Here is a 24,807-nt window from a genome sequence, read left to right as displayed (position 1 = left end):
CTTGGGCCTGTCGAGCACAGCCGGTCGAACCATCGCCCTCGACGATCTCGGGCCGGCCCGGACGTCCTACATCTACCCGTTGACCGGCAGGCCGGACATCGACCTGCTGGGCCAGCGACAGCGAAGCCGATCACGGCCATGTCGACGATGTCCTGAGACCAGGGTGTGTCAAGCATGTCCTGAGACGCGACACAGTGGTTCGGCAGGGGTTGCGGATCTGCCTCTGAGGCGGTTCAAGCGCCGTCTCCGGCGGGCGCGGACCGGCCCAGCCGACGAGACGGGCACTGATCACTAGGCCGTTCGACTATTCGCGCGGCAGATCAGTCCTCCATGGGCGGCAGCCCGGGCAACACCTTCTCGAGCGTGATCGGGAAGTCACGCACGCGCACACCGGTGGCGTTGAACACCGCGTTGGCCACCGCCGCGCCGGCCCCGCAGATGCCCAGCTCACCGAGGCCCTTCGCGCCAAGGACGTTGGCTTTGTCGTCGAACCCGTCGAGCACGACGGCGTCGACCTCAACGGCGTCGGCGTGGACGGGCACCATGTATTGCGCGAGATCCCGGTTGACGAAGGCCCCGGACCGGGGGTCGACGACGGCCTCCTCCTCCAGCGCCGCACCCAGGCCCCAGATCATGCCGCCGATCAGTTGCGAACGTGCCGTCTTGGCGTTGAGGACACGACCCACCGAGAACACGCCCAGCATCCGCCGCAGGCGGATCTCGGCGGTGTCGGCGTCGACCCCCACCTCGGCGAAGTGGGCCCCGTAGGTGTGAAGCGCGTAGTCCCGGTAGTTCGGGTCATCGGTCATCGCGAGGGTCTCGCCCTCCGCCTCCACACCTTCGGGATGATTGCGCGCGACGATCTCGCTCAGTGCCTCGGACACGCCACCGATGCTCACCCTGCCACCCGAAAACTCCGCACCGGCCGGATCCAGGCCGTGCAGCGCGGAGCGCGCATCGTTGCGCGCCGTGGTCACCAGTTTCTCCCGCAGGGCCTCGCACGCGCGATGGACCGCGGTGCTCGAATTGGCGGCGCCCCACGAACCACCGGACCCCATGCTGACCGGATACTCAGAACGCCCGAGCTCGACCCGCACCCGACCGGGCGGCAGCCCGAGCCCGTCGGCCGCCACCTGGGTCAGGATCGTGTAGGTTCCCGTGCCGATGTCGGTCATGTCCGACTGGACGGCGGCGGTGCCGTCCGCCGCCAACCGCACCCGTCCCGTCGTCGGTGCCTGGAAGTGCCCGCGGATGGCCGCGGCCATGCCGTAGCCGACCAACCACTGTCCCTCCCGCACACTCGCCGGCGTGGCGGGGCGGCGCTCCCAATCGAACCGGCGGGCGCCTTCGCGCAGGCAGTCGACCAGGTGCCGGTCACTGAACGGCACGCCTCGCTCGGGATCCACGGTGGGTTCATTGCGGATCCGCAGCTCGACCGGATCCATTCCCACTGCATGGGCCAGCTCGTCCATCGCCGACTCCACCGCCAGCAGGCCCGGCGCCTCACCCGGCGCGCGGACGTCTTCGCCCCGCGGCAGATCCAGCGGCGTCAGCCAGGTACGGGTCAACCGGTGCGGCGCGGCGTAGAGGCCGCGCGTGGTGGTGGCCGTCGGCTCGATGTACTCCGAGTGGCGGTTCGTGTGCATCGTGACCTCGTGCGCGATCGCGACCAGCCGCCCGTCCCGTTGCGCGCCCAACCGCACCCGCTGGCTCGATGTGGGGCGGACGCCGGTGAGATGGAAGATCTGCTGCCGGGTCAGCGCGAGCTTGACCGGCCGGCGCAACGCGCGGGCGGCGAACACCGCCAGGATCGTCTCGCTGTGGATTCGGAGCTTGGAGCCGAATCCCCCGCCGACGTACGGGGTGATGATGTGGATCCGCTCCGGGTCGATCCGGAGCGTGCTGGCGATCGAGGCGCGAGCCGCGTCGACGATCTGCGTGCTGACATAGACGATCAGGTCCTCGCCGTCCGGTACCACCAGACATGCATGCGGTTCCATCGGCTGGGAGAGCTCGTACGGCGTCGTGTAGCGCTCATCGATTCTGACCGGGGCGGAGTCGAACCCGGCATCGAGATCACCCACGGCGGTGTCGGTCGGGAGGATGCCGAAAATCAGATTGTCCGGCGCATAGGCCTGATCTACGCAGGCGGCGAAGTCGTAGGAGCCCGACCCGCCGGCGTATTCGAGGTCGACCAGAGCGGCCGCCGCCCGTGCCTGTTCGAAGGTCGTGGCGACGACGAGCGCCACGGGCTCGCCGTAATGGTGAACGTCGGGGCTGCTCAGTACGGGGTAGGCGCGCCAATATTCAAAGGGAATGGACAGGTCGGGGGAGCCTTGGGCCGGGGCGTCGTGATGGGTCATCACCAGTTGCACCCCGGGCGAGCGTTCGGCGCGGGAGGTGTCGATCCGGGTGATGCGTCCAATGCCGATCGTCGCGCCGACGATGAACCCGTAGAGCGGTGGGCCGTCGTCCCAGTGCTCGTAGGCATACGTGGCCCGGCCGGCGACCTTCAACGGGCCATCGACGCGGTTGAGAGCTTGCCCGATCACCATCGCCTCCTCACCTCCCCTGGATCGCATCTGCCAGCGTGCGACAGAGCGTCCGCACGGCCAGCTCGATCTTGAAATCGTTCTGTCCCTGCCCCACCGCGCCCCGCATCGCCGCCTCGGCGGCCACGCGGTACGTGGCCATCGCGGCGGGACGCCCGATCAACGCCGCCTCCGCCTCCACCGACCGCCACGGCTTGTGCGCCACGCCGCCGAACGCCACCCGCGCCCCGCTGATCACACCCCGCTCCGTCGCGACGATCACCGCCACGGACACCAGCGCAAACTCATACGACGCCCGATCCCGCACCTTGCGATACAGCTGCCGGCCGGGCGGAGGCGGCGGCAGCACCACCCCCGTGATCATCTCCCGCGGTTCCAGGACGGTCTCGACATGCGGCGTATCGCCCGGCAGCCGGTGGAAGTCCGTGACGGCGACGCGGCGCGCCGAACCATCGGCGCCGAGCAGTTCGACGTGCGCCCCCAGCACCGCCATCGCGACAGCCATATCCGAAGGATGAGTGGCGATACAAGCGCCGCTGGCGCCCAGAATCGCGTGTATCCGGTTGAAACCGCCGATTGCCGAACAGCCCGAACTGGGCTCCCGCTTGTTGCAATCCGCCGCCGTGTCGTAGAAGTAGGGACAACGGGTCCGCTGCAGCAGATTCCCGCCGATCGACGCCTTGTTGCGCAACTGTCCCGACGCGCCGGCCACCAGCGCCTGCGACAACACCGGGTACCGGCTCCGCACCAGCACATCGGCAGCGGTGTCGGAGTTCGCCGCCTGGGCACCGATTCGCACTCCACCATCCGGAAGCTCCTCGATGCCCCGCAGCGGAAGCCGACTGATGTCGACCAGATGGCTCGGCCGCTCGACCTCCAGCTTCATCAGATCCAGCAGATTCGTGCCGCCACTGATGAACTTCGCACCCGGCCGCGACACCGCAGCCACCGCGGCCCGGGCATCCGTCGCCCGCTCGTAGGTGAAGGACCTCATGCCGGGCCCCCTTCGGAAACGATGCGGATAGCCGCGACGATGTTCGGGTAGGCGGCGCACCGACAGATGTTGCCGCTCATCCGCTCGCGGATCTCCGCACCGCTCAACGCGATCCGCGGGGACGACACGTCCGCCGTGACGTGGCTGGGCCACCCCGCCGCCGCTTCCGCGAGCATGCCGACCGCGGAGCAGATCTGACCGGGGGTGCAATAGCCGCACTGGAAGCCGTCGCACTCGACGAAGGCGGCCTGCACCGGGTGCAGATCGCCGGGCTCACCCAGGCCTTCGATCGTCACGATCTCGTCGTCCTCGTGCATCACGGCAAGCGCCAGACACGAGTAGATGCGCCGCCCGTTGAGCAGCACCGTGCAGGCGCCGCACTGACCGTGGTCGCACCCCTTCTTCGTCCCGGTCAAGCGCAGATGCTCGCGCAGCGCGTCCAGCAGGGAGGTACGCGTATCCACCTCGAGGCGCAGCCGACGACCGTTCACGTTCAGCGTGATCGCCGAGAGTGCAACGAACTCGTCCCGGCCCCGTTCGACCTCGGTCGAAGTGCCGCCCGCCAGACCGGACGACGCCGCCCACGTAGCCCCCGAATCCGACCCGCTCATGACAGTCCACCTCCGCCATTTCGTTGGTCACGCGCGCCATGACAACCATCGCCACCAGGCTCGGCCACCAGGCGGCACGCGGCGAATGTCAGCCCAGCACCGCCGAACCGACCACGAAGCGATCCGGCGCTTGCCCGTTCCTCAGCCCGTCCGCAGCGCGATGCATCACGCTGCGGACGGGGCAACCCCGACCCGAGCCAGCCTCGCCGCACACAACTCGTGCAGCCGGCGAGGCCGGCTCCATCTGCGACGGCACGTCACCCGACGGGAACCGGCACCCGCCCGAGCATGTGCTCCAGCAGTGCCGTCCACCCCGGTTCCGGCATGACAGGCGTCTCGAGCGCTCGGCCTCACCCGCTCGAAGGCCCTTGGGCAGCCGGCTGACCGCCCTGCACCCGCTGCGCCGGTCGGGCGACATCTGGCAGCGCCACGACCAGCGTGGGTCTGCGTCGACCCACCCGAGAAGTATCCGCGTCCGTCGATGCGGGCGCCATACCCTGAGCCCATCGGAGCCGCCCAGCAGCTCGTCTACAAGCAGCACCAGCGAGGCGGTTGTTGTTGATCGCGAGCTGACCTCGTTTGAGCATTGCGCGCAGGGCGTCGCTGGCGGGATCGGAGACGACCCGGACTGGCCGGCTCGGCCCAAGCGGTGCGCCGGTTCAGTCCCCGGCGCACAGCTCACGCGTGAGGATCTTGCCCACGGGGGCCGAACCCTAGAGCTACGCCTTACGAGGCTGTCGTGTCCGCGGGCGGCCGCTTCGGCTGTGGCCATCTCCAGGATGTTCCTGAAGCGGGGTGTGGGGGTCCCGTTACCCCACGACGTGCCCGTCACCACGACAGACCGCCGGTGCGACCCACCCCCTCGACGACCTGGGCGGCGGTGGCGGTGAAGCCGAACGGTGAGCTTGGCCCCCGGAGCCGGACACTGACGGTGCGCGGGGGCAGGGGCCAGGCTCGTGGTCAGCCCGACGTCGGTGGGGGGGCCGCAGAGGCGTTGCCGCGCACTGACGTCGCGGAGTCTCGTGATGCTGGGCTCGGGGCCGACACCGCGGGTTCGGATCGGCGAAGCGACGACAGGATCCCGACGAGGCCCAGAAGGATCAGCACAACCCCGAGGAGCCAAGCGAGGGTTATGGCGCTGGACACAGGCGACGAGAGCACCACGATGCCGCCCAACACGCCGATCACACCGCCCACGATCGTCCACCCTCGCCCTGCTTCGCCGCGGCCACTGATCCCATTGACGATGTCCGCCACGCCGTGGATCAGCCAGAACGCACCCAGGATCAAGGTCAGTACGACCAGGGTCTGCAGGGGCGAGCGCAGGCAGATGATCCCGGCAATGAACGACAGCACGCCCAGGACCACGGAGAGCACCTTGGCCGAGGCCGACGTGTCCGGGATCGCGAAGGCGGCGACGACCCGAAAGATGCCCACGACGAACAACTGCACCGCGAAGATGACCGCGAGCGTCACCAGCGTGATGCCCGGCCAGGCCAGCACGAGGACTCCTGCGATCACGGTGAGCACCCCGTAGGCGGCCCACCACCAGCGTGAGCGACCGACGTCGGCGACCATGTCGGCGACGTCGCGGTCCTGTCGGCGAGCTGCGTTCTCGGTCATCGGTTCCCCTCCTGACGGCCGGATGTGAGGCGGAGTCATCGTCGCCCGATCCCACCGGATGGGGCTCACCCGCGACGGGTGAGCCGTGACCGTCCTCGCCGGGCGCCCCGCCGCGCCCTTCGGCCTGCTCGGTTCCACCCAGCGGCGTTTGACACCGGGCAGCGCCGGATCAGCGATCGCGGCCCTGTTTGAGCGCGCCAGTCGCGCGGCGACATCCGGTAGGCCTCCTTGAATGCCCTCCCGAAGTGGGGGGTGTCGGTGAAGCCCCAGCGAGGAGTACCTCGAGGTCGTCGGTGATCTTCGCGACGGCCCTGCTGAGTTTGGCCCCGTAGGCGGCCTTTGAAGCTGCTCACGGCGTCGAGGGCGTGGCGACGGTCTTCGGCGTTCCAGATCTCGGCCAGGGCCATTTTCGCCCCGGGATGCGCGGACTTCGGGAGGGCGCCGAGCACGTTGGCGATCTTGTGGCACCAGCAGCGCCTCCCGCGTGGTCGGGAACACCTCGTGTAGCGCGCCCCAGAACCCGAGCGCTCCGTCGCCCATGGCGAGGACCGGTGATCTTCGGGGTCTTGCCGCGCCAGGTCGGGCAGGATCGCCGAGGAGAACCGGGCCCGCTCACCGGTGTCGGGGTCGACACGCCGGTCGTCGACCCGTGGTGCCCTCGCCTCGACCGCGCCGGCCGAGGTGAGGACCTCCGGGGCTGGTGCGAGCCGTTGCGCACCACCAGCCGGCGTCCGTTGGCGTCGCGCTCGCCGGTGAACCGGGCGATGTAGTCGTCGACCTCCGCCGCCAAGGCCTCGGCGAGCATCCGGCGGGCACCCTCGCGGACGAGCTCGTCGATCAACGACGCACCATCCGGTCGGCGGGGTCATCAGGGTCGCCAGCTCCAGGAACTACCGTGAGCACGGGCCGTACCTTCCCGACAGCGTTGCAGCGCCGGTGTTGCTTGAGAGCCTCAAGATCACAGGGAGGGTACGACCCAACGTCGTGATCCACAGGTTTCAACATTGCTCGGTATCCCGCCGACGAATGCCACCACGGCTCACCGACACCGACTGGCACCCCGCGCGATTCCAACAGCTGATCGTCCTCGGGCGGAGACAGGTCACCGAGGCCGCGCACCAGTAGGGCCCCAGGCCAGGACGGGGAGGGCGATCATCCAGTAGCCCGACTCCGAACAACTTGGGGCACATCGGAGTTCTCGGCCATGCCGGCGCTTCACAGTGCATGGCGGAGCTGTCTTCGGGAACTGATGTCGAGCTTGGTGAACACCTTGCTCAGGTGCCACTCGACGGTGCGGGGACTGAGGAACAGCTGGGAGCCGATCTCGGGGTTCGTGTGCCCGTCGCGGGCCAGCCGGGCGATCTGCGCCTCCTGCGCGGTGAGCGCGGCGAGCGTCTGGGCCGTGGGCTTGCGGACCGTCTCACCGGTGGCCAGGAGCTCGCGGCGGGCGCGCTCGGCGAACGCCTCGGCCCCGAAGCGGCTGAACCTGTCGTAGGCGGTGCGCAGATGCTCGCGGGCGTCCAGGCGCTTGTTCTCCCGACGCAACCACTCTCCATACAGGAGGTGGGCCCGGGCCAGATGCACAGCGATACGGGTGCGGGCCAGCCGGTCGATAGCCTCTCGGTACAGGGCGTCGGCGGCACGGCCGTCGCTGAGCAGTGCGCGAGAGCGGGCCTCGATGCCGAGGGCCCACTCGGTGCCGCTGGCGCCGGTGCGTTCGCCTAGCCGCCGCAGCGCGTGGGCGGCGATCTCGGGCCGGCCGCTGCGGACGCCTGCCTCGACCAGCTCGACCAGTGCCCACCCGAAGAAACTCAAATCGTCGTACTCACATGCCCGTTGAGCTGCGGCGAGCGCTCCTTCGTAGCGGCCGAGACCGTTGTACAGCACCGCGGTCGAGTATTCGGCCAACACGATCGCCCTTCCCTCGCCCCTGGCGATCGCGTCGAGTGCGCTGGCCTCGACCAGCGCCACGGTCCGGGCCTCCTGGCCACGCCAGGCGGCCAGCACCAGCGACATATAGCTGACGGGCGCGTTGCCGGTTACCTCGGTGATCGCATCGGCCTCGTCGAGCAACTCCGACGCGGCGGCGAACTCCCCGGCATGCACGTGCACGCCGGCGCGGTAGGTGACTGCGAGAGGGAGCAAGTCGAGTGCGCCGGCATCGCGAGCGAGCCGGACCTCGCGAGTGCTCAGCTCATGCCACGCCTCGTCGTCCCACAGATCCGTCGCGGTGCGGCACGCCAACCACAACCAACGGCTGTTGTCCTCTTTGCTGTCGTGCCCTCGGCGGAAGGCGTGCAGCGCTCCCTGGAGCGGTGGCACGCCCGCTGCGTAGCCCTCAGTGAACCGTGTCGCCAGACCATCCAGCAGCAGGTCGGTCGGCCGCGCCGGCAGCCGCGCCGGGGGCGCGGCACGGACGGCTCCGGCCGTCTCCAGCACCCCGTCGCCGCTGAGGCGCCCGGCAAAGATCGCCGCTCCGAACGCTTCGAGATAGGTCTCCCGCGCCAGCCCGGCGTCGAGCGGTTCGAGCCGTTCGGCCGCGGTGAGCAGCAATGGCGGAGCGTCGCTGCCGCGTCTGCGGGCAAACGCGATCTGGGCGCGCAGTCGTTCCACCCGCGCACGCTGAAGCTCGTCGAGCGGGCCCAGCTCCGCGGTCGCGAGCAGCTTCCAGGCCATGTCAGGCGCGGCGGCCATCAAGTGGACCTGTGCCGCGGCCAGCGCCCGCGCCCCCCGCCGGGCCGGATCCGACGTCAGCTCGGTCGCCCGCTCCAGAAACGCCGCCGCCGCCGCGACCCCCCCGCGGCCCCGCGCCCGGTCCGCCGAGCGCTCCAGCTCGCCGGCCACCGCCTCGTCCGGCCCCAGGGCCGCGTGGGCACGATGCCATGCCCGCCGGTCGGGATCGGCCTCCGGGTCGGTCACCTCGGCCAGCGCACGATGCACCTCCTGGCGCTCGTGAAAGGGCGCGGCCCGGTAGGCCGCCGACCGCACCAACGGATGGCGGAACCGCACCCGGGCATCGAGCTCAATCAACCCTGCGGCTTCCGCCGGCGCCGGCGCGTCGACTCCGATCCCCAGCCGCTTGGCCGCCCGCCAAAGCAGACCCGCATCGCCGACCGGCTCGGCCGCCGCGGTGAGCAGAAACCGCCGCGTCTCCCGCGGAAGCGACTCCAGCCGGCGGATGAAGCTGAGTTCGATCCGGCTCGCCAGCGGCCGGGAGCCGGGCAGCCCGAACCCGCCCGCCACCTCGGCCGGCGTCAACCCCCGAGGCAACTCCAGCAGCGCTAGCGGATTGCCCCTAGTCTCAGCCACGAACCGGTCCCGCACCCGCTCGTCCAGCCGCCCGCGGATCGCCGACGCCAACAACAGGCGGGCATCGGCATCGCCGAGCCCCTCGACCACGAGCTCCGGCAGGCCGTTGAGCTCCCGCTCGTCGCTCGGTTCCCGCACCGCGAACACCACGGCCACTGGGTCGGCCAGCAACCGACGTGCGACGAACGCCATCGCCTGCACCGAGGCCCGATCCAGCCACTGGGCGTCATCGACAAGGCACACCAGCGGCCGCTCGGCGGCCACTTCGGACAGCAATGTCAAGACCGCCAGACCCACCAGGAACCGATCCGGGGCGGCGCCCTCGCGCAACCCGAACGCGACGCGCAGCGCATCCCGTTGCGGACCCGGCAGATCCTCCACCCGCTCCAGCATCGGGGAGCACATCTGATGCAGCCCGGCAAACGCGAGCTCGACCTCGGACTCCACGCCCCCGACCTGGGCGATGCGGCATCCCGACGCCCGCCCGCGCACATACTCCAACAGGGCCGACTTGCCTACCCCGGGCTCACCTCGCACGACCAGCACCGAACTCCGGCCCGACCGCACCCCGTCCACCAGGCGATTCAGCGCCTCGAACTCCCGGGTCCGGCCACGCAACCCGGACCCGGGATGGCCGCTGGACATAGCCATGACCAATGGTAGAGGCGGCGGCCGCTCGATTAGCAAGGGACGCCGACTCGCACAGTGACCGCCAGCGAGGCCGCGCTGGCGGCGTACGGTCCGGGCAGCACGCCGACGCGTCGATCAGAGGGTCGAACACCAACCGGTCCGGGACCGGCTGGGGTGTCAGCCACATGGCGGGGTCGGGGAGATCTGCCTGGGCGGTCCGCACACCTTCATGAGCCCGACGGTTCCGCTCGGTAATGCGACCCCGAGCCCCGACGGGGGTCCGCGACCTCAAGAGCTTATGCAGAGGCTCCATGTTGCCGGGATCCCTGGCCGCACTCCCCAGGGTGGTGGCCCGGGACTTCGCCGGGCGCGCTCGGCACCTCGTCGTACGACACTGGCCAGTGCCGATTACTCGGGCCGGAATCGGGAAGCTGGTAGCCAGGGCTCCCGGCCCACGGGAGGACGCTCGTGCAGGAGCCCACCCCCGACGCCTGGCACATCGGTGGCTTATTCCTACGCAGGAGAGACGGCCTGGTCCTCTTCGCCGCTGATCCACCGATCCGGCTGGCCCTACGCCGAGGGGCCAGCCCACCACCAGAGGACATCTCTATGACCACGGCAACCACGCGCTCAGTTCCACCGTACGTGCGCGAGGACGCAGTCCAGCGAGGGGTCGCGGCGGACTTCCGCGACCGGGCGAACGCGATCGCCCAGCTCGCCACGGCGCTGGCCGAGGGCCGAGCCCCGGGCGGCCCGGCGGCCGTCGAGTGCCTCTCTGCGCAGGTCGCGGCCGCGTACACACCGGGCGGCAGGGGGTAGGAGGCGCGCTCACCCGCGGAGGCGAGGTACGAGTCCCCCTGCAACATCTCGCCATCCGGCTGAGTCCGATGCGCCAGCGACCGCCGTTCCGGCTCGTGTGCCAGGCATTCTCGGGCGCAGGCTGGATTCCACAGGCAGGACAGTCTCACTACGAGGTAAGGACACCGACCTGATGGTCAGTTGGCGAGCACTTTCCAAGATCGCAGTCGCCGCGGGACTCGCGACAGCGATGTTGTCCGCATGCTCTTCGGCGTCGGCTTCACCGGCGCCAACCGCGCAGGCGCAGCAGGTTGCCGGTGGCGTGCACAACGTCGTTCTGGTGCACGGTGCGTACGCGGATGGTTCGTCGTGGTCGGATGTCATCGAGCGTCTGCAGGCGGCCGGGATGCATGTGACGTCCGTGCAGAATCCTCTCACCTCGGTCGCGGACGATGTAGCGGCCACCCAACGGGCCCTCGCGCTACAGGACGGACCGACAATTCTCGTCGGTCACTCCTACGGCGGAACGGTCATCTCGCAGGCCGGGGACGCCCCGAATGTTGTCGGTCTCGTGTACATCGCAGCCCGCGCACCGGATGCAGGTGAGGACTACACCGCACTCGCGGCCCGGTTTCCCACACCACCCGCGAACGCCGGGCTCGTCAGATCGGGCGGCTTCGAACAGTTGAGCCAGGACGCGTTCCTGACCGATTTCGCCGGCGGCGTGCCCAGAAGCCGGGCTCTTGCGCTCTACGCCGCCCAGGGACCCATCTCGACTTCACTGTTCTCAGGCAGGACCACCGTCGCGGCGTGGCGGAACAAGCCCACCTGGTACGCGGTCTCCACGCAGGACAAGACGGCCTCACCCGAGCTCGAACGCTTCCTCGCCAATCGCATGAAAGCAACGACCGTCGAGCTCGACACCAGCCATCTGTCAATCGTGACGCAACCCGACGCGGTCACGAAACTGATCCTCGACGCCGCGGCATCCGCCGCCCCCCACACCCCGGCGAGCACCCCCGGTCAGCCGAAAACCGGTGTCGCCGGGCAGTGATCTACCGCGGGTCAAGTGAGCAGCCCTACCAGGTCGCCGTTTTGCGGTCGGTCACATTTCGAATGGAGTTACTGATGAGTAATACCACTGGCGCTCGCTGGGGTGTGCATCGGAAGGAAGGTAGTGACATGGCAACGAAGTCTGAGGGGATGGGCTCGGGTGATCCGGCGACGGCCGGCGGTGCCGGCCATGGCGGGCAGCGCTCACCGATTGTCTGGCAGGCACTGAGCGCCCTGTTGCTCCTGGCGATGGGCGGGATCCACCTCGACCTCGTCGTCAACGGCGTCGGCGGCGTGCTCGGCGTGCTGTTCGTGCTGAACGCGGTCGGCGCGCTCGTGCTGGCGATCGCCATCGTCGTCCTCCGACGGGCGCCGCTGCTGGTGGCGAGTGTGCTGAGCGTGCTGTTCATGGTGGGCACGTTGCTCGCGCTGGTGCTCGCGTTGACCATCGGACTCTTCGGTATCCGCGAGACGCTGGACTTCCAGCTGGTGTCGACCACGCTCGTCGTGGAGTCGATCGGCACCATCGTGCTCATGGTGACAACTGCCCTGGTGTTCCGGAGGCGGTCCCCGTCAGACCGGCAGCCGCCGAGCGAAGGACGGTCGTGAGTCCTGTGGCCTTGGAATACGGATTGCTCGGACCGGTACATATATCCCACGACGGGCGCGAGCTCGACCTGGGGACGCCGCAACAGTGCGCGGTACTGGGACTGCTCTTACTTGCGAAGGGCCGCCCGCTGTCTCTCGAACACCTCGTTGACGGTCTTTGGGGAGATAGCGCTCCTGCTGCCGCCGCGGCTACCGTCCGAACCTATTTGTCCCGGTTGCGGCGTGTCTTACCGAGCGCTCGGCCGGGCTCGAGCATCACATCCGTGCGTGGTGGTTACCTACTGTCGATCGAGCCCGCGTCGCTGGACCTGACCCTGTTCGACCAGCGGGTTCGGCGTGCCCGCGAGGCACGCGACGCCGGTGATCCGCTCCAGGCGGTGACGGAACTGCGTACGGGCCTGGCGCTGTGGCGGGGCGAGGCGCTGGGCGGGGCCAGGGGTGAGTACGTCCGCGCCGAGCGCGATCGGCTGCAGGCGCGGCGCCTGCTGGCGCTGCAGGACCGCATCGCGCTGGACATCGAACTGGCGCGCCATGCCGAGGTGCTGCCGGAGCTGGCAACGCTGACGCGGTTGCATCCGTTGGAGGAGCGGTGGCGGCAGTTGCACATGCTCGCCCTCTACCGCAGCGGGCGCCAGGCAGATGCCCTGCAGGTCTACCGGGACGTGCACGCGTTGCTCGTTTCCGAGCTCGGTATCGAGCCGGGACGGGAACTGCGAGAACTGCACAGCCGGATCCTGATTGCCGACCCCGACCTCGATTCCCCGACCCCACCGCCCGCGCAGAGACTCAGTCTCCCCCCGCACACCGCACCCGAGGACGCCGATGACGCACCGGGGACGACCTCGCCGGGACGTGGGCCAACTCCTGTCCAGCGCTTGCTGGCCGGGCGCCTGTGGGCAGCGCGCCAGCACTCCTTCGTCGGCCGGGGTGCCGAGCGGGCATTGTTCGCCTCCGCGTTACGCGGGACAGGGCAGGGCTTCGCCGCGCTGTACCTGCACGGCCCGGCCGGGATCGGGAAGTCCACCTTGCTGCGGCAGCTGGCCGACGACGCGACGGCGGCCCACCGACGCGTCGTGCCCGTTTGTGGTCGTGTCGTCGGGGCATCGGTGGCCGCGTTCACCGATGCTGCCTCGCCGGCGCTGTCCGATCCGCGAGCGGTGCTGATGATCGATGCCTTCGAGTGGTGCGGCGACCTGCAAGGGTGGCTCCGCGAGCGATTCCTTCCCCAGCTACCCGACGGCGTGGTCGTCGCGCTGGCCGGGCGGCAACCCCCGGAGCCGGCGTGGCGTTTCGACCCGTCCTGGTCCGGTGCCCTACTGGTTCACGGCCTCGGTGACCTGTCTGTGCCCGAGGCCGATCAGCTGTTGGAATCGCGCGGGATGCCCGATGGTGTCCGCGAGTCAGTGCTGGCATTCGCCGGCGGGCACCCACTGGCCCTGTCACTGGGCGCCGAAGTGGCCCGGCGGTGCGTTTCGGCGGCCGGCCGCGGGAGACCCGGAGACGAGGTACTCCAGACGTTGCTCACCGAAGTGATCGAGACGGCGCCTTCCCCCGACCACCGGATGGCCCTGCACCTCTGCGCCCACTCCGATACCACCAGCGAGCAGTTGCTCCGGGCCGTCAAGCCCGGGCAACGACACCGCCCACGCCAACCCGGCCGAGCTTTACGCCTGGCGTTGAAGGAGCGTTCGCTGCCGCTCCACGCCAGCGATCAGGTAACCGATTGACACGTAGCGCGCGCAATGGAGATCGAATGCTCGATAGAGACGAACGCGATAAGTTGGGAGAGATCGAGCGGCAGATCAATGCCGCAGATCCTGAGCTTGCCGCCTATTTGCGGGACGGGCAGCGCTGCCGCCCGCGGGCAAGTACCCGAATCCGCCTGCTGCGAGTGATGATCGCGCTGCTGGTGCTGTTCACGGCCGTATTGCTGGTGCTCGGGTTGCCGACCGGTGGCCTGGCCGTGGCCGCGGTCGCTGCGGGTCTGTGGTGGCTGCGGGTCTGACCGGACAGGCGACACAGTGGGAGGATGGCCCACCTTCCGTTGCTCACCCCCGGGGCAAGCCTCTCCAACACGGTCATCCGACCAGGGACGGGCGCTCGTCAGAGTCAGACGGCGAAGGGGTCGGCGGTGTGGTCGCATCGTGGTTACGCGACGGTGCCGGGCTGACCCGTGAGGCCGTGACGGTCGGCGTAGACGACAACGTGGACCCGGTCCCGTGGTTTCTGTCCGTTTTCACCTATTCGGCCACCGTCAGGACGGCCCGGCGGGAATCGGTCGGGCGTGGCGCGGCTCGGCAAAAAATTCGGTAAGAGAAATGCAATTGGAAACTCCCAGTGAGCTCTCGATCTACCCTTGCACCCTTTATGGCCGGCATCGCCGCTGGTCAGCCGACGGGACGTAACATCGCGTTCTGGACGAGCTGCGTCGGGGCTCCGGCGGCGCGCTGATGCGCACGGAGCACGCCAGCGTCGATGGCGACGATCCACTCGGGGCCTTCATGAACGTCCGCGTCGCGACGCAGCTCTACTCGTGGGTGCCATCACCTGATCAGCGACGATGCCGGTTATAGACGGTCTCGGCGACTGCTGAGGTAGTGCGGGGGCGCTCTCGTCAGACGGGTGCTGCCTGGCGGGGTCAGGTCGTGGGGGAGATCGCGAATCTTCAATTCCCGGACTCACTCGGCACACCGGGTTAGCCCGGGCTTTTCACCGGCAGGATGCGTGAGGGGTGTTTGAACGGCTGAAAGGTGCCTCTGAGCAGCAAGGGATGTGGCTTGTCGAGGGCCATGTCCGCGCTAGATCAGGAGCACCTTCCAGGTGAGCAAGCGTAGTGGGTTCTACCCGTGCCCGGCCGTGGACACGGCTGGGTCGAATGTCGGGTCGCAGGCCGGTGGGCTGCTGCTGACCGAGGCGGGTCGGGCGGTCGGACTCGACCGCGCCCTGTCCGCGGCACTCGCGCCCTGGCGGGGCCCGAACGCGGTGCACGACCCCGCCAAGATCGTGCTCGACCTGGCGGTGATGATGCTGGCGTTGGGCGGGGACTGCCTAGCCGATGTCGCACTGCTGCGCGCTGAGCCGGGTGTCCACGGCCTGGTGGCATCGGATCCGACGGTGTCGCGGACGATCGATCGGCTCGCCGGCGACCCGGCGCGGGCGCTGGCCGCGATCGGCGCCGCGCGGGCGGCAGCCCGTGCCGCGGCGTGGCGGCTGGCCGGGGAGCACGCCCCGGACCACCACATCCACGCGAGCGCCCCGCTGGTCATCGACGTGGACGCCACCCTGGTCACCGCGCACTCGGACAAGGAGGGCGCGGCGCCGACGTTCAAGCGCGGGTTCGGGCACCACCCGCTGTGGGCGTTCGTCGACCACGGCCCGGACGGCACCGGGGAGCCGCTGTCGGTGCTGCTGCGCCCGGGCAACGCCGGTTCCAACACCGCCGCCGACCACATCACCGTGCTGCGCGACGCGCTGCGCCAGCTGTCCGGGCACCGACGCGGGACCCGTCCCGGCCGGAAGATCCTGATCCGGGCCGACGCGGCCGGCTGCACCCACGACCTGCTGGACTGGATCGTCGGGCAGCGGCTGTCCTACTCGGTCGGGTTCACCCTGCCCGAGGGCATCACCGGCGAGCTCGCGAAGATCCCGCAGCGGGACTGGCAACCCGCCTACGACGCCGACGGCGAACCCCGCCCGGGAGCCTGGGTGCTGGAGGTGACCGGGCTACTCGACCTGCGCCGCTGGCCACGCGGGATGCGGGTGATCGTGCGACGCGAGCGCCCGCACCCGGGCGCGCAGCTGCGGCCCACCGACGCCGACGGGCACCGGCTCACCGCGTTCGCCACCAACACCGCGCCCGGCGGGCCCGGCCGCCAGCTCGCCGACCTGGAGCTGAGGCACCGCCGTCGGGCCCGCGCCGAGGACCGCATCCGGGTGGCGAAGGACACCGGCCTTCGCAACCTGCCCCTGCACGACCTGGACCAGAACCGGATCTGGTGCGCCCTCGTCGCTCTCGTCGCCCTCGCAGTCGAGCTCACCGGGTGGGCGCAGCTACTCGCACTGGCCGAGCATCCGGCGCGGCGGTGGGAGCCCAAGCGGCTGCGGCTGCGCATGTTCTCCCTCGCCGGCCGGCTCGCCCGCACCGGCCGCCGCACCGTGCTGCACCTGCCCCGGCACCCACCCTGGGCCCCGCTGCTGCTGCAGGCGATCGCCACACTGCGCGCACTCGCCGTTCCCGGCTGACCGGGACCGTTCCCGTCCCGACGACACCCCGCCCGGCCCCTGGAACCGGCGACCCGAGCGACCTCGGGCGAACCGTCATACCCATCCGGCAGAATCACGCCGCGACGACCGACACCACCCAGTCTCGATCACCGCCCGGCACACGACGAAAGATCCGGGCCAGCTCGGGTATGCAGCGAACCGGATCCGACTCACGCGCATCGAGTACAAGGTTGCCAAAGGTTGTTCTTCCCGTTATGACGCTCACGAGGTTGCGGTTCGCCGGTCCCCCGATGGCACGATTGGCGGTCGACAGGATCTCCTTGACAATGGCGCTGTCCATCACGTCGGCTCCGGCTACTACGAATGGCGCTCGCGTCCGCCCTCGGCGTCGCTCGGCCGCTGGAGACCGCTCTCTTCCGATGGTGTGGCGGGTGACTGGTGTTCGCCCGCTTCGACCACCGCGCCGTTCGGCTGCTGTGGTTGGCCGGTGAGCCGGCTGATCGGGTAGGGCAGGGGCGCCAGCGGGTGGCGGCGTACCTGGACGATCTGGTAGACGGTGAAGCCGATCAACAGAGCGAACAGCGCGGCCGAGCCACCCAAGGTGCCCCAGCCCAGGCCGCCCTCATCGGCCGGCTTGGTCAGCGAGTCGCCCCCGGCCGCGCCCAACGGGCGGGTCAGGATGAACGCCAACCAGAACAACACCGTGGTGTTGATATCGGTCAGGTAGTGCGCGGCCACGATCAGCAGCATCATCCCGGAGATGACGAAAAATGCGTTGCGGAATCCCAGGCCGGTGTCGTTGGCGAGCCAGTCACCGCTGGAGGTGCCCAGGGTGTTGGAGATGAGGATCGCGATCCAATAGAGGATCTCGCCCTTACGGCTGGCGATGTTCTCCACGTCGTAGGTCTGCCCGGTGCGCCACCACACCAGAAACACGATCGCCAGCAGGGCCGTGAGGATGACCGCGCCCCAGGCGTAGCCGATCCCGTTCTGGGCGCTGCCGTGGCCGAACCCGCGGTTGGAGAAGTCGGATATCTCAGTACCCACCATGCTCGTGCCCAGGACCACCGTCCAGAACAGGGCCGGGCGAAACCGCTTGGCTTTGACCTGGGCCGCCACAACGACCAGGAAGAACACCAGGAAGACCAACGCGGTGGCGACGTAGCCGACCTTGAGGGTGATCCCCAACAGATCCCCGGCGGTCTCTCCCAGGGTGACGGCGAGCGTCTTCAAAATCCAGAACAGCAACGTCACGTGCGGGAGCTTGCGCAGAACATAACGGGTCGGATGATCCGTAGCTTCCGAACCGAACGACCCAGGAATGAGCGGGAACATCGTCGCTGTCTCCGTTCTTGAATGTCCAGTTGGCGCGGGCGGCATGGGATGTGCCGGCGCATTGTGCGCGTTGGATGTGGAATGAAGATATCCACCAAGGGCGAGACCAGTGATGTGGGCATCGTCGACGCGGAGCAGCCATATCGCCAACGCTTCTCAAGGAGATGCACGCCGCTCGAGTCGACCACTAAACACCTGGAACAGTATACAGACGGGACGAGTGAAGCCGTTGACAGCCTTTTTAGCGAACCTCTTACTCAGAGTTTGCCGTCCGCTATCCATTGCCGCCGCAAGGCCCGGTTGCAATGCCTTGTTTTGCGCTATTCCAACCGAACGTCCCGGTCCGGTCCGCCCCCACGGGCGGCCGCGAGTGCGAGTCGGCGGACATCAGCCCGGGCCGTCTCCGGCAGCGCCGGCTCGATGTCCTCGACGCAACTCGGTCGCGGGCCGCCCCGGCCCTGATCGGTACCGCGGCCGAGCCGGCCGATGCCGGGCCGAACCGGCGGCGTTGCGCTACCGGTTGCTGCATGTGGCCGCCCGGATCACCGCGGACAGCGACGGCTGTTCCTCGGTATCGACTCCGCCTGGCCGTGGCGCCGCGAGCTCGCCGCCGCGTTCGCCCGCCTCCACGCCCTGCCCCAGCCGATCACCTGACCGGCGACACCTTCCTGACCATCCACAACGGACAGACCCGGACACGCCGACCACCGCGCCGGCCGGCTCGGTGTTGGTGGCGTGCTCGCTAGTTGGTCCAGGTCAGGGAGCCAGGACGCGGCGGGCGGGGTCGATGATCAGCCGGTTGAACAGACGACAGATCTCGGTGCAGGTCAGCGCGATCAACCCCAGGTGGTGCCGGGTGCTGAGTGCATTCGGCGGCGGCGAGCACGGCCAGTAGGGCGTGGGCGAGCATCGCGATCAGGGTCCAGCGCCGCCACGGGACCCAGCGCCGGACCTGATGCTGGTCAAGCCCGGTCAGGCCCGGTCAGGCCCGGTCAAGCCCTTGCCGCCCTGGAAGGTTTCCTCGACGGTCCAGCGGGAGCCGGCGACGCGGACCGGCTCGGCGAGCGGGACCGGGTGGGGGAGTAGCAGCGGTAGAAGGCCAGCTCACGAGTTCGGGGGGTGGCGGCGCATCAGCAGCCGGCGGCGCCCGGGCCCCTCGATGTCGATGAGGGCGAGGGAGTGCCGCGCCGAGCGAGATCACCAAGTCCGGCTGGAGTATTAGCTCATTTGAGTCGCGTCAAGTGCGCGTTGATTGAACGTTTATCGATCATGCTTAACGTCGGTGGCATGAGTTTCACGACCTTTAGCGGCATTGTTCCTGTTTCGGACCTCGACCCGTACACCGACGCGGTGTTGAATCCGTGGCTGGGGTACCGGCAGCTGCGCGAAGCGGGTCCCGCTGTGGCCGTGCCGACCACCTACGCGGGCTCCGAGGTGAGCCCGGTGGGGCTTGAGCGAAGCGGAATGAACGACCACTGGTGCCGATCTTCGGGTGCCGCTAGTGGCAGGCCCGTCTTCGCCCTGGGTCATACGGGATGCATCGTCCAGGGAGAGCGGGCAAACCCGGGCGGACACAGCTTCCCGGGCCGGGGAGCGACGGGACGATGAAGACCGCACGTCTGCCCGTACAACGAAATATCGGAAATGGCGATGACCGACATCGCGCACCGCGTCTGCGTACGCGCACCAGGTTCCGATTTCAATCCCTACGCCGGCGGCACCCCTGAAGTCTGTCTTGTACCGCCGGTCAACGCGTTTGTGAAACGCGACCGAAGTAATGATCGAATCACAACAATCCTCGCCCCCGCCATGATCTGGGAGGTTTTCAATGCCTACTTTGTGTCGTCCTGCCGTGATGGTTCCCGAGTTCGTAATCACGCAAGAAGAAACCTTGGAGATCGCGCGTCGGCTGCATGCCGACAATCCGCGCCTCCCGCTCGCCCTGCGGCTGATCAAGAATACCGGCGTGCGCAAGCGGCACATCATCCGGCCGATCGGGGAAACTCTGGAGCATCCAGGTTTCGAGATCCGCAACCGGATCTACGAAGAGCACGCCAAGGCGCGTGTTCCCGAGGTCATCCGGAGGGCGCTCGACCATGCCGGACTGGACGAATCCGACATCGACGTCATCATCTACGTGTCGTGTACCGGCTTCATGATGCCGTCGATGACCGCATGGCTGATCAACGCCATGGGTTTCCGCCCCGAAACCAGGCAGATTCCGATCTCCCAGCTGGGCTGCGCGGCAGGGGGTGCGGCGATCAATCGGGCCCACGACTTCTGCACGGCGTATCCGGACGCGAACGCGTTGATCGTGTCCTGCGAGTTCTGCTCGCTGTGCTACCAGCCGTCGGACGATGACATCGGTTCCGTGCTGTCCGCCGGGCTGTTCGGCGACGCGGTCGGCGCGGCGGTGGTGCGCGGTGCGGGGGGAACCGGGGTGTCGTTGCAGCGCAACAGCTCCTACCTCATCCCGAACACGGAGGACTGGATCTCCTACGCGGTCAGGTCCACCGGTTTCCACTTCCAGCTGGACAAACGCGTGCCGACCACGATGAAGCCGCTCGCGCCGGCGCTGCGCGGCCTGGTCGACGACCACGGCTGGGACGTGGAGAACCTGGACTTCTACATCATCCACGCCGGGGGCCCGCGCATCCTCGACGATCTGTCCACCTACCTCAAGGTCGACGGCCACGCGTTCCGGCACAGCCGGGCCACGCTCATCGAGTACGGCAACATCGCGAGCGCGGTGGTGCTCGACGCGCTGAACCGGCTGTTCGCCGAGGGCCACGTCGAGGACCAGGGGCGCGGCGTGATCGCCGGGTTCGGCCCGGGCATCACCGCGGAGATGGCCATCGGTACCTGGGTCCGCGACCAGTTCGCCAACGGTAACGGCTCCGGCCGCGCTCGGCTCGGCGCCAACCGACTGACGGTCGGGTTCTGACGCCGCTGCGCCACCCGGAAACACCCCGGAGACAGCGCCCACCCGGAGACAGCTGCCTCGGACGACTGCGTTGGCCCGGCTCAGGCGTGCACTGCGCGAGCTCCGGGTGGAGGGCCAGGGCATTCACGCCATCGGCCCGCTGCTCGCCGACGTATTGGACGCCCCCGTTTTCCGGCGGCCGAGCACGACACCGCACTGCTGGATCACTGGATCGCGGTCCAGCCGTCGGCGGCGGCGTCCGGCCGGTAGGCCACCCGGTCCACGGCGGTCGCCGCCTGATCCCGACCAAGGCGGTTCCCGGGCCACCGGTATCCGCCATCTCCCGGTTCGCGCCCACGGAAGCCGTCGGGCAGAACCGTGAACAACGTTCACCGGCAACGTTTGCCACAACAGCAACATTCGCCCACAACAAGGAGGCACCCTCGATGAGCACCGTGCGACGAGACATCTCTCCCACCTTCACCCTCGGCAAGGACATGCCCGTGCGTCGCCTCGGCTACGGCGCGATGCACCTGACCGGGCCTGGCTTCTGGGGCCCCCCGCCGGACCCGGATGCGGCCGTGCGGGTGTTACGCCGCGCCGTCGACCTCGGCGTCACCTTCATCGACACCGCCGACTCCTACGGCCCCGATTTCAACGAGCAGATCATCCGCCGTGCCCTGCACCCCTACCCGGAGCATCTGGTCATCGGTACCAAGGGCGGAATGCTGCGCTCCGGCCCCGAGGACTGGGTCCGCGGTGACCGCGAGCCCTACATCGTCGCCCTCGGCCGGCCCGAGTACCTGCGCCAGCAGGTCGAGTTGAGCCTGTGCAATCTCGGACTCGAACGCATCGACCTCTACCAGCTCCACCGCATCGATCCGATCGTGCCGCTCGCCGACCAGATCGGCGAACTGGCCCGGCTCCAGGAGGAGGGCAAGATCCATCACATCGGGGTGTCCGGGCAGCCCGAAGTCACCGTGGACCAGCTCACCCAGGCTCGCGAGATCGCCGACATCGTCGCGGTGGAGAACCTCTACAACATCGCCGACCAGAGCAGCGAGGACGTGCTGCGCTACGCCGAGGAGCACGACATCGCCTTCATCCCCTGGTTCCCCATGGGCCATGGCGACCTCACCGGCCCGGACAGCCCTCTTGCCACGGTGGCCAAGGAGTACGGGGCCACGCCGGCGCAACTCGCGCTCGCCTGGCTGCTGCACCACTCGCCGAACATCCTGCTCATCCCCGGCACCTCCTCGGTCGTTCATCTCGAGGAGAACCTGCAGGCGGCCGACATCAAGCTCGACGACAACGACATGGCGGCGCTTTCGGAAACGGCGTCGGCGGCAGTGCCATGGCGGCCGTCAGTGGCACAGGCCTGACCCATTCAGCCCGGACAGGAGAAGTCATGAGCACGACAGAATCCACCGTCGCCGTCCGCTCCGGTGCGCACCCTAACGTCGAGATCCTGCGCGCCGTCTACGCCGACCTGACCCGCCTCGGCGAATTCGCCGCCGACGACGTCGTCCTGCATCCCGCGGAGGGAGGCGCCGACCATGTCGGCAGGCAGGCGGTCGTGGGCAAGGAACGCGACCTGATCGGCTTGACGGGCGGCACCCTACTCATGGACGTGGAGCACATCACCGCGAACGACTATTACGGAGCCGTTCTCGGCATCCTGCGGGCACGCCTCAACGGCAACGACCTCGCGGTGCCCTTCTGCGGGCTGTGGCGTTTCAGCGACGGTTTGATCGTGGAGCACTGGGAGAACGCCTACGACCTAGTGGTTCGTTAACGAGATAGGTTCACCGCCCTCGGTGTTGTGGGATCGTGGTGGATGGCCGTGATCGTGGAGGTGTCGCCGACCGCGAGGTCCTGGAGTCCTGGCTGCGGCCCCGTCGATGCCGGCGGGCCTGGTGCGGCGGGCGCGGATCGTGCTGCTGGCCGCGGACGGGGTTCCGGTCACCGACATCGTGGAGCGGGTCGGGGCGTCGAAACCAACGGTGATCGCCTGGAGGAAGCGGTACGCGGCCGAGGGCGTCGGCGCCCCGAGAGCCTGCTGCGCCGGCTCGCCGGGGCCGGTGTGCCGGCCGGGCGGGTGCGCGGCATCGACGAGGTCTACGCCTGGGACCAGACCGCCAGCCAAGGGCTAGTCATCGACGTCGAACACGCCACCCTGGGCCGGATCAGCCTGCCCGGTCCGCCGCTGCGGTTCTTCGACGGCAATGAGCGGGAACGCCCCGGCGCCGGCACACGGCACCACGGCGCTCGACCAGCACGGACCCGCCCTGCGCGCGGAGTTCGGCCTCGCCCGACCGGTCGGGCCTGGGGTGGCCGGGTGATGAACACCCAGGCAGCACGGCGGTCGGCCGTCCTTGTAACCATGAGAGGAGATCGGCCTGTGAGTTCTTGTGTCCGAAAGATTCGATCTGTCCGGGCCGCGGTAGTCGCGCTGACCCTGCTAGGCGCGACGGCATGCGGCCAAGCCGCGGCGTCCGGCCCACCGCCCCAAACCCAGCCCACCGCGGCCGACAACGTGACAGTCCCGGCGCAGCTCGCCGTTCCCGCCGGCCAGCGTCTTGTGACCACGCTGCAGGTCGATCATGGCTCACAGGTCTATGCATGCGCCCACGGCGCATGGACGCTGAAGGAGCCCGCCGCGGTCCTCAAGTCCGGCACCGAGGAAGTCCTGCACACCGCCGGACCGGAGTGGATCTCAACAAATGACGGCAGCGCGGTCACCGGAGCGACCAGCGCTATGGTTCCGGTTCCGGCGGCGGTACCTGAGTTGCTCTTGAGAGCCACCGCACACCGGGGCAGCGGGGTGTTCGGTGCGGTCTCCTACATCCAACGCCTGGACACCCACGGCGGCCTCGCTCCGGCGGGGGGGTGCACCGACGGCGCAATTCAGGCCGTCGGATACTCCGCGCAGTACCGCTTCTACCAGCCCGCGTCGTAGCCGAACCAGCGAACCCCGTTAGCCAACTGAGGCCCGGTCCGGCAACTGCCCAACTGAATAACCCGCGGTCGGGCACCTGCGTCCGCGTCGGTCAGCTGGCCGCGGCATCACAGTCGCCGTCGTCGGCCTCGCTAGGCTGCGCGCCCTGCGAGGGCGTGGTGGTTGACGCCGGCGACGTCCGGCGGCTGGCCGTTTTCGCAGGTCAGATCATGTAGAGGTAGATCGTGACAGATATTGTTGTGGGAGAAGACTCGCCGGGTGTCACTCGCGGACCATGGCGAGACCCTTGTGCTCGGCGAAGTCCTTGACGTTGAAGGTCGCCAGCGGCAGGTCTCGGACCAGGCGACTCGCCGCGATCCAGCTGTCGTTGACCGGCCGAGTTCGGCCGCGGAGCTGTGCGTAGGCCTGGAGTTCCCCCGCGCGTCCTGCGGCCGAAGTCAACGGCCTCGCGGGCTAGCCCTGACATCGCCTCGCAGGTACCTCTGACTTTGCGTCGCGGGCGACTCTGGTTTCCGGTCCTGCGCTGGGGCGCTGTTACTCCTCGCTCATGGCGGCGGGGATGGTGTCGGGCACGCTGGGGGCGGGCTTGGGCTGGCCATGGAAGACGAAGTGGGCCTTGTCCTGCGCGGCCCGTGTGGTGTCGGCGGGGTCGAAGCCTTCGGTGTCGATGGTGACGATCTGGCCGGGCGCGATCTCACCGAACAGGAGCTTCTCCGAGAGCTTGTCCTCGATCTCACGCTGGATCGTGCGGCGCAGCGGCCGCGCCCCGAGCACCGGGTCGAAGCCCCGGCGGGCGAGCAGCGTGCGCGCGTTCGGCATCAGCTCGATCGCCATGTCCTTGGTCCGCAGCGCCGCCTCGACCCGAGCGATCATCAGATCCACCATGGAGACGATCTGCGGCTCGGTCAGCGGGTGGAAGACGATGATGTCGTCGATGCGGTTCAAAAACTCCGGCCTGAAGTGCTTCTTCAGCTCGTCGTTGACCTTCGTCTTCATCCGCTCGTAGCTCGACGCCTCGTCGTTGCTCTGCGCGAAGCCGAGCCCGACCGCCTTCGAGATCTCCTGGGTACCCAGGTTCGAGGTGAAGATCAGCACGGTGTTCTTGAAGTCGACCGTGCGACCCTGACCGTCGGTGAGACGGCCGTCCTCGAGGACCTGCAGGAGCGTGTTGTAGATCTCCTGGTGGG

The 24,807-nt window shown here is 68.8% G+C and carries 20 protein-coding genes and 2 pseudogenes; 11 read left to right on the top strand and 11 right to left on the bottom strand.

Translation table 11 applies throughout. The features are described 5' to 3' along the window. Positions 1-320: 320 nt before the first annotated feature. The 6 genes and pseudogenes from JWP64_RS20000 to JWP64_RS19975 form a co-directional block, all read right to left on the bottom strand. Positions 321-2,555 carry a xanthine dehydrogenase family protein molybdopterin-binding subunit gene (locus JWP64_RS20000; RefSeq protein WP_297499401.1) on the bottom strand — a complete coding sequence of 745 codons (2,235 nt, stop codon included), beginning with the start codon at positions 2,553-2,555 and terminating at the stop codon, positions 321-323. Positions 2,556-2,562: 7 nt separating this feature from the next. Further along, on the bottom strand, positions 2,563-3,546 hold the full coding sequence (locus JWP64_RS19995; RefSeq protein ID WP_297499399.1) for a xanthine dehydrogenase family protein subunit M: 984 nt from the start codon (positions 3,544-3,546) through the stop codon (positions 2,563-2,565). Then, the gene (locus JWP64_RS19990; RefSeq protein ID WP_297499397.1) at positions 3,543-4,157 is read right to left on the bottom strand and encodes a 2Fe-2S iron-sulfur cluster-binding protein; all 615 of its coding nucleotides are present in this window, start codon (positions 4,155-4,157) and stop codon (positions 3,543-3,545) included. The genes JWP64_RS19995 and JWP64_RS19990 overlap by 4 nt, the downstream gene beginning before the upstream one ends. 960 nt (positions 4,158-5,117) lie before the next feature. Continuing rightward, the gene (locus JWP64_RS19985) at positions 5,118-5,735 is read right to left on the bottom strand and encodes a DUF308 domain-containing protein (RefSeq protein ID WP_297499395.1); all 618 of its coding nucleotides are present in this window, start codon (positions 5,733-5,735) and stop codon (positions 5,118-5,120) included. A gap of 316 nt (positions 5,736-6,051) precedes the next feature. Beyond that, positions 6,052-6,683: pseudogene (locus tag JWP64_RS19980) on the bottom strand (transposase); the annotation flags it as partial. A gap of 312 nt (positions 6,684-6,995) precedes the next feature. Continuing rightward, complete coding sequence (locus tag JWP64_RS19975) at positions 6,996-9,740, bottom strand: LuxR family transcriptional regulator (RefSeq protein WP_297499393.1); 2,745 nt, start codon at positions 9,738-9,740, stop codon at positions 6,996-6,998. A gap of 588 nt (positions 9,741-10,328) precedes the next feature. Here JWP64_RS19975 and JWP64_RS19970 point away from each other — a divergent pair. The 6 genes from JWP64_RS19970 (at position 10,329) to JWP64_RS19945 (ending at position 16,421) form a co-directional block, all read left to right on the top strand. Then, positions 10,329-10,538 carry a hypothetical protein gene (locus JWP64_RS19970; protein WP_297499391.1) on the top strand — a complete coding sequence of 70 codons (210 nt, stop codon included), beginning with the start codon at positions 10,329-10,331 and terminating at the stop codon, positions 10,536-10,538. A 172-nt stretch (positions 10,539-10,710) separates the two neighbouring features. Then, entirely contained in the window at positions 10,711-11,571 is an 861-nt protein-coding gene (locus tag JWP64_RS19965; RefSeq protein ID WP_297499390.1) for an alpha/beta hydrolase, read from the top strand. 128 nt (positions 11,572-11,699) lie between these two features. Beyond that, on the top strand, positions 11,700-12,179 hold the full coding sequence (locus JWP64_RS19960; RefSeq protein WP_297499388.1) for a hypothetical protein: 480 nt from the start codon (positions 11,700-11,702) through the stop codon (positions 12,177-12,179). Continuing rightward, entirely contained in the window at positions 12,176-13,906 is a 1,731-nt protein-coding gene (locus tag JWP64_RS19955; protein ID WP_366890271.1) for a BTAD domain-containing putative transcriptional regulator, read from the top strand. The genes JWP64_RS19960 and JWP64_RS19955 overlap by 4 nt, the downstream gene beginning before the upstream one ends. Before the next feature lie 26 nt (positions 13,907-13,932). Beyond that, the gene (locus JWP64_RS19950) at positions 13,933-14,184 is read left to right on the top strand and encodes a DUF3040 domain-containing protein (protein ID WP_297499386.1); all 252 of its coding nucleotides are present in this window, start codon (positions 13,933-13,935) and stop codon (positions 14,182-14,184) included. An 815-nt stretch (positions 14,185-14,999) separates the two neighbouring features. After that, on the top strand, positions 15,000-16,421 hold the full coding sequence (locus JWP64_RS19945; protein ID WP_297499385.1) for an IS1380 family transposase: 1,422 nt from the start codon (positions 15,000-15,002) through the stop codon (positions 16,419-16,421). A 94-nt stretch (positions 16,422-16,515) separates the two neighbouring features. Here the strand turns inward: JWP64_RS19945 and JWP64_RS19940 are convergent, their stop codons facing one another. The 3 genes and pseudogenes from JWP64_RS19940 to JWP64_RS19930 form a co-directional block, all read right to left on the bottom strand. Next, positions 16,516-16,746, bottom strand: a complete 231-nt coding sequence (locus JWP64_RS19940) for a hypothetical protein (protein WP_297499383.1) — start codon at positions 16,744-16,746, stop codon at positions 16,516-16,518. Positions 16,747-16,760: 14 nt separating this feature from the next. Further along, complete coding sequence (locus JWP64_RS19935; RefSeq protein WP_297499374.1) at positions 16,761-17,657, bottom strand: hypothetical protein; 897 nt, start codon at positions 17,655-17,657, stop codon at positions 16,761-16,763. Between the two features lie 826 nt (positions 17,658-18,483). Further along, a pseudogene (locus JWP64_RS19930) lies at positions 18,484-18,890 on the bottom strand (hypothetical protein); the annotation flags it as partial. Positions 18,891-19,593: 703 nt separating this feature from the next. On the opposite strand from JWP64_RS19930, the gene JWP64_RS19925 reads away from it, so the two are divergent. The 5 genes from JWP64_RS19925 (at position 19,594) to JWP64_RS19910 (ending at position 23,620) form a co-directional block, all read left to right on the top strand. Then, complete coding sequence (locus tag JWP64_RS19925) at positions 19,594-20,682, top strand: type III polyketide synthase (RefSeq protein ID WP_297499461.1); 1,089 nt, start codon at positions 19,594-19,596, stop codon at positions 20,680-20,682. Between the two features lie 425 nt (positions 20,683-21,107). Continuing rightward, positions 21,108-22,043 (top strand): aldo/keto reductase, encoded by a 936-nt coding sequence (locus JWP64_RS19920; protein WP_297499372.1) that lies wholly within the window; start codon positions 21,108-21,110, stop codon positions 22,041-22,043. 26 nt (positions 22,044-22,069) lie between these two features. Next, the gene (locus JWP64_RS19915) at positions 22,070-22,456 is read left to right on the top strand and encodes a nuclear transport factor 2 family protein (protein ID WP_297499370.1); all 387 of its coding nucleotides are present in this window, start codon (positions 22,070-22,072) and stop codon (positions 22,454-22,456) included. Positions 22,457-22,595: 139 nt separating this feature from the next. After that, positions 22,596-22,814 carry a helix-turn-helix domain-containing protein gene (locus JWP64_RS31610; protein WP_366890284.1) on the top strand — a complete coding sequence of 73 codons (219 nt, stop codon included), beginning with the start codon at positions 22,596-22,598 and terminating at the stop codon, positions 22,812-22,814. Beyond that, the gene (locus JWP64_RS19910) at positions 22,718-23,620 is read left to right on the top strand and encodes a DUF3455 domain-containing protein (RefSeq protein WP_366890282.1); all 903 of its coding nucleotides are present in this window, start codon (positions 22,718-22,720) and stop codon (positions 23,618-23,620) included. Before JWP64_RS31610 ends, JWP64_RS19910 begins: the two co-directional genes overlap by 97 nt. 261 nt (positions 23,621-23,881) lie before the next feature. Here the strand turns inward: JWP64_RS19910 and JWP64_RS19905 are convergent, their stop codons facing one another. After that, positions 23,882-24,061, bottom strand: a complete 180-nt coding sequence (locus tag JWP64_RS19905; RefSeq protein WP_297499366.1) for a type II toxin-antitoxin system VapC family toxin — start codon at positions 24,059-24,061, stop codon at positions 23,882-23,884. A gap of 93 nt (positions 24,062-24,154) precedes the next feature. After that, positions 24,155-24,807 (bottom strand): AAA family ATPase (locus JWP64_RS19900; RefSeq protein ID WP_297499364.1); only part of this gene is annotated, 653 nt, incomplete at its 5' end.

Origin of the sequence: Pseudonocardia sp., assembly GCF_025465255.1 — a bacterium.
Classification (GTDB): Bacteria; Actinomycetota; Actinomycetes; order Mycobacteriales; family Pseudonocardiaceae; genus Pseudonocardia.
Note: the sequence above shows the minus strand (reverse complement) of the source record. Positions and strands in the feature narration are given on the sequence as shown.